Raw genomic sequence first — 4,445 nt, 5'->3', positions numbered from 1 at the left:
GATTTACTCGGCTCAGCGCAAGATCTCGATCTGCAGCCCGTACTTCGTCCCGGATGACTCGCTGCTGTATGCGGTGACGACGGCGGCGCAGCGCGGCGTCGACGTCGAACTCTTCGTCTCGGAAAAAGGCGACCAGTTCCTGGTCCACCACGCCCAGCAGTCCTACTATGAGGCGCTGCTTGAAGCCGGGGTGCGGATCTACCTCTACAAGGCCCCCTTCGTGCTGCACGCCAAGCACTTCACGATCGACGACGACGTTGCCGTGCTGGGTTCCAGCAACATGGACATGCGCTCCTTCTCGCTGAACCTGGAGGTCTCGGTGATGCTCCTGGGGGAGGACATCGTGCGGCGGATCAGCGCCGTGGAGGACACCTACCGGGGCATTTCGCGCGAACTTACGCTCGAGGACTGGATGAAACGTCCGATGGGCGTCAAATACGTGGACAACGTCGCGCGGCTGACGGCCACCCTGCAGTAGCCGGGGCCGGCGGGACAGCCGACTCAGCCCGTGGGAAACCCGGCGCCGAGCGTCGAGAGGACGCCGAACGCTTTGGTCCGGATTTCGTCGTACTCCTCCTGCGGGGTCGAGTCGGCGGTGACAGCGCCGCCGACGCCGAGACTCAGTTCCGCGGCACCCTCGCCGAGGGCGCTGACCACGAGGGTCCGGATTGCCACGGCGAGGTCGGCGGCCCCGTTCAGGGAGAAGTAACCGATCGCCCCGGAGTACACGCCGCGCGGCGCGGCCTCCAGCCGGTCCAGGATGGCCATGGTGCTGACCTTCGGGGCACCGGTCATCGAACCCGCGGGGAAGCAGGCCGCAACCGCCTCTGCCCGCGGCATCCCGGGCCGCAGCCGGGCATCGATGGTGCTCACCATCTGGTGCACGGTGGCGTAGCTCTCGATCGCACACAGCCGGCTGACGGCCACCGAACCCGGGACGGCGAAATGGCTCAAGTCGTTGCGCAACAGGTCCACGATCATGATGTTTTCCGCCCGGTCCTTGGCCGAAGACTCCAGCTCCTGGCGCAGGGCGGCATCCGTGCCTGGATCTGTGTCCCGGCGGCGCGTGCCCTTGATCGGCTCGGCCCGCATCCTGCCGTCCGCGGCAATCTGCAGGAACCGCTCCGGGGACGTGCTCGCCACGGCGAGCCCGCCGAACCGCAGGAAGCTGGCGAACGGGGCCGGGTTCCGGCGCCGCAGGTCCAGGTAGGCCGGCCACGGATCCACGCCGTGAGGCCCCGCGGGCGAGGCAGCCGTGAGCACCGTGGTCAGGCAGACCTCGTAGGTGTTTCCTTCCGCGATCTCACGCTGGGCCTCGGTGACCTTCGCCTTGTAGCCGGCTTCCGTGTCCCGGGCGGCGAAGCGCGGGGCGGTGGTTTGCGGGGCGCTGACACGCTGGGCCGGGGAGGCATGAGCGGCCGCTTGCGCCGACGCGGCCGCGGCGACGGCCGTGCGTGCCGTCTGAAGCCAGTCCCCGGCGTCGGGTGCGTCCAGGGTCAGCAGCCAGGCAGTGCCCTCGGCATGGTCAAGGACCACGGCACGGCCGGCGAAGATCAGGCAGGCGTCCGGGGTGGCGGCGGTGACGTCGTTCCCGCCGGTTTCGCGCTTGAGCTCGTAGCCGAGGTACCCGAGCCAGCCCAGGGTGAACTCGCACGGGTAGGCTTCGGGTGCGCGGAGCGCGCGGCGGCCCCACACGCCGTCGAGCCAGCGGAAGAACGGGTCATCGGTGGTCACGGTGGCCTGGCCCGTGCTGACGCGGGTCCGTCCGGAACTGTGCCGGACGGCCTGGCCGAAGCGGCCGCCGTCGTCGGCCAAAATGCTGAAGCGGCTCCGCTCCGCTGCCTCCGGGGCCAGTCCTGCCGGGTCCAGGGAGGAGTCGAGCCATACGGCGTTGGGTGAACCGCCAAAGAGCGCCGCAAACAGCTGCCCGGCCTCGGGCCGGGCCTCGATCCGTTCTGCCAGCAACTGCAGCCCGCGCCGGGCGGCGAGTTCGGGCAGCAGGGCAGGGGCGACGGCGGGAAGGTACTGAAGGGCCTGCAGGACGTCGTCCGGGGCGGTGCCGTCCGCCAGGTTGAGCACGTGCAGATCCGCGCGGGACGGGACGTCATCGGCCGCCAGCCACTCCGCTTCCTGCGCAGCCCACTGGTCCCAAAACGGTTCGTAGGTGTCGCCGTCCCGGGCCAGCGCCCGGGCCCGGCGGTCCGCGTCGGAGGAGTCCGCCCAGATCACGGCGTCCAGCAGTGGCACTGCGGCCGCCGCGGCGGCACCGACGCCCTCCACCAGGACGATTTCGGCCGGGCGTGTGGTGCGGGCCTCGCCGTCGTAGTGCCGTGCCCAGTCCCAGCTGACCCATTCCGCGTTCTCCCCGCGCCGCAAGGGCGAAAGCACGGTGGTGACGTAGCGTTCGATCCCCGCCGCCAGCCCGTTCCAGCCGGGATAGATGTCCTCGAGGTGGAAGAGCGAGACCTTGTGGTGTTCCCTCAGCCGCGCCGCCAGTTCGATGGCCAGGGTGGTCTTGCCGGAGCCGGAGCGCCCGTCGATTGCGATGATGACGGGTGCGGGGCTCATGAAATAGAGCGTACCGGCTGCTGTGCAGTGGCTTGATCACTGCCGTGATGTTGCCCGTCCTGCCGCCCAAGCTCGGTGCGTACGTGCTGCACAATCCCTGGAAGGGAGGCCCGGATGAGGTTCCAGGTGGTGTCGAAGTCGGTGTGGCCGCCGTACCACGGGTCCTCGATGCCCTGCTCCAGCGGGTCCTTGTCCGCCACGGCGGGGTCGAAGCTGCGGAGCATGCGGATCTTTGCCAGCGAGACCCGGTCCGGTGCTGCCTGCCGGAGCCAGCCGTAGTGGTCGACGTCGAGGGCCAGGATCAGATCCCGGCTCGCGAACCATTCGGGCCGCCATTCGCGCGCCACGTGGCGGTCCGAAGCGATGTTCTGCGCCGTGAGTTTGCGCGCTGCCCGGGGATCGATGGGCCGGCCGGCCTCATACGCGGTGGTGCCGGCGGAATCGACCACGGCCCCCGTGAGGCGCTCGGCCCGGAATGCCTCAGCCAGCATAAGTTCCGCCATCGGGGACCGGCAGATGTTTCCGGTGCAGACCGCGATGATCCGGTACTGGCTCGACATTGAGGTCATAGCTAAGCATGAACGATCCCGGGCCTCTTGGCTAGCTGGCCCCCGCGAAGTATTACAAAAAATGTCAACTGACTTTTAGTTTTTGTCATGCCCGGGCCCGGGTGCGGCCGGCTCCAGCCCGAGGTGCCGGACCAGCGCGTCGAGGACCGGCAGCTGGCCCTTGACCAGCCTGGACCGGGCTGCGGGCTCGGCGGTCCATTCCGCGCGGTCGATCTCGGGGAAGCTGCCGATCGTGCCGGATCCCCTCGGCCACTCCAGCTCGAAGGTGTTGCTCACGATGCGTTCGGGCCGGAAGTCCGCTTCCGCCGTGAAGACCGTGATGATCTTGCCGGAGGGCTGGTGGAAGTCGCCAAGCCGGTGGTAGTCGGCGGCGGGTGCCGGCGTGCCGATTTCCTCCGTGAACTCGCGGTGCGCGGCCGCCAGGGGGTCCTCGTCGGCGAGGTATTCCCCCTTGGGGATGGACCAGCCGCGGGAGTCCTTGCGGGCCCAGAACGGTCCGCCCATGTGGGCTATCCAGAGTTCAAGCTGCGGTGTGCTGCCGGATGGCGGCGCCCCGCCGGGCGGTGATGCACCCCTTAGCCGGTACAGCAGAAGGCCGGCGCTGCGAACGGTCATGGCTCCCTCCTGCCCCAAGGGTATTCCCGCGGCGCTTGAGCGGCCGCGATCAGGCTGCCGGTCCCCACAGCGCCTTGCGGAGCAACCCCTTGAGGGTTGCGATCTCCGGGGCGCTGAGGCCGGCCAGGGCGGCGGATTCCGCGTCACGCGCCGCGGCCTCGGCCCGCCGGAAGAGGGCTTCCCCCTCCGGGGTCGAGGAAACAATCTTGGCGCGCCGGTCCAGCTTCCCGGGCGCCCGGATCACCAGCCCGCGCTTCTCCAGCTCGTCGATCAGGGCGACAATCTGGCTCGGGTCCAGGCTGAGGAACTCGGCCATCTCCCGCTGGGTTGGTTCCAGCCCGCTGTTGGCCAGGGCCAGCACCGAATAGGAGCGCTCCTTGAGATCGAACGCGGCCAGGGCGCGGTTGTTCAGGACCGACCCGCCGGCATGCAGCTTGGCCAGCAGGAAACCCGCGTCCAGGCTGATGGTTGCCGCCGTGAGCTTCTCCGCAGGCTCGGTGCCCGGCTCGTCGTCAACTTCGGTCGCCATGCCCAACTCCAATAGTCCAAAAAATAAATCGTTGACTTTTTCAACTATCCATATTTTCATGGATACAGAACAGCATCCCATGCCGCGGGGCCGGATGCACAAGGCAGCTAGCAAAGGAGCGGCAATGAGCCTGTCAGGAAAAGTAGCAATCGTCACCGGAAGCG

The 4,445-nt window shown here is 68.5% G+C and carries 5 protein-coding genes; 1 reads left to right on the top strand and 4 read right to left on the bottom strand.

The window, feature by feature from the left end; genetic code table 11:
• Positions 1-478: phospholipase D-like domain-containing protein (locus LQV45_RS18825; RefSeq protein ID WP_230008330.1), on the top strand; the 478-nt coding region annotated here is incomplete at its 5' end.
• Positions 479-501: 23 nt separating this feature from the next.
• Here LQV45_RS18825 and pabB read toward each other — a convergent pair.
• The 4 genes from pabB to LQV45_RS18805 form a co-directional block, all read right to left on the bottom strand.
• Positions 502-2,568 (bottom strand): aminodeoxychorismate synthase component I, encoded by a 2,067-nt coding sequence (gene pabB / locus LQV45_RS18820; protein WP_230008329.1) that lies wholly within the window; start codon positions 2,566-2,568, stop codon positions 502-504.
• Complete coding sequence (locus LQV45_RS18815; protein WP_230008328.1) at positions 2,565-3,137, bottom strand: low molecular weight protein-tyrosine-phosphatase; 573 nt, start codon at positions 3,135-3,137, stop codon at positions 2,565-2,567. The genes pabB and LQV45_RS18815 overlap by 4 nt, the downstream gene beginning before the upstream one ends.
• 75 nt (positions 3,138-3,212) lie before the next feature.
• The gene (locus tag LQV45_RS18810) at positions 3,213-3,752 is read right to left on the bottom strand and encodes an NUDIX domain-containing protein (RefSeq protein ID WP_230008327.1); all 540 of its coding nucleotides are present in this window, start codon (positions 3,750-3,752) and stop codon (positions 3,213-3,215) included.
• Positions 3,753-3,801: 49 nt separating this feature from the next.
• Positions 3,802-4,281 carry a MarR family winged helix-turn-helix transcriptional regulator gene (locus tag LQV45_RS18805; protein ID WP_230008326.1) on the bottom strand — a complete coding sequence of 160 codons (480 nt, stop codon included), beginning with the start codon at positions 4,279-4,281 and terminating at the stop codon, positions 3,802-3,804.
• Positions 4,282-4,445 lie beyond the last annotated feature (164 nt).

The sequence above is a fragment of the Microbacterium sp. Bi128 genome, from assembly GCF_918698205.1.
The sequence above is the reverse complement of the archived record's forward strand: the minus strand, read 5'-3'. Positions and strand labels throughout refer to the sequence as shown.

Excerpts from the sequence above, each read along its gene's own strand:
- pabB (WP_230008329.1), bottom strand. The coding sequence starts at position 2,568 with ATGAGCCCCGCACCCGTCATCATCGCAATCGACGGGCGCTCCGGCTCC.
- LQV45_RS18805 (WP_230008326.1), bottom strand. The coding sequence starts at position 4,281 with ATGGCGACCGAAGTTGACGACGAGCCGGGCACCGAGCCTGCGGAGAAG.
- LQV45_RS18815 (WP_230008328.1), bottom strand. The coding sequence starts at position 3,137 with ATGACCTCAATGTCGAGCCAGTACCGGATCATCGCGGTCTGCACCGGA.
- LQV45_RS18810 (WP_230008327.1), bottom strand. The coding sequence starts at position 3,752 with ATGACCGTTCGCAGCGCCGGCCTTCTGCTGTACCGGCTAAGGGGTGCA.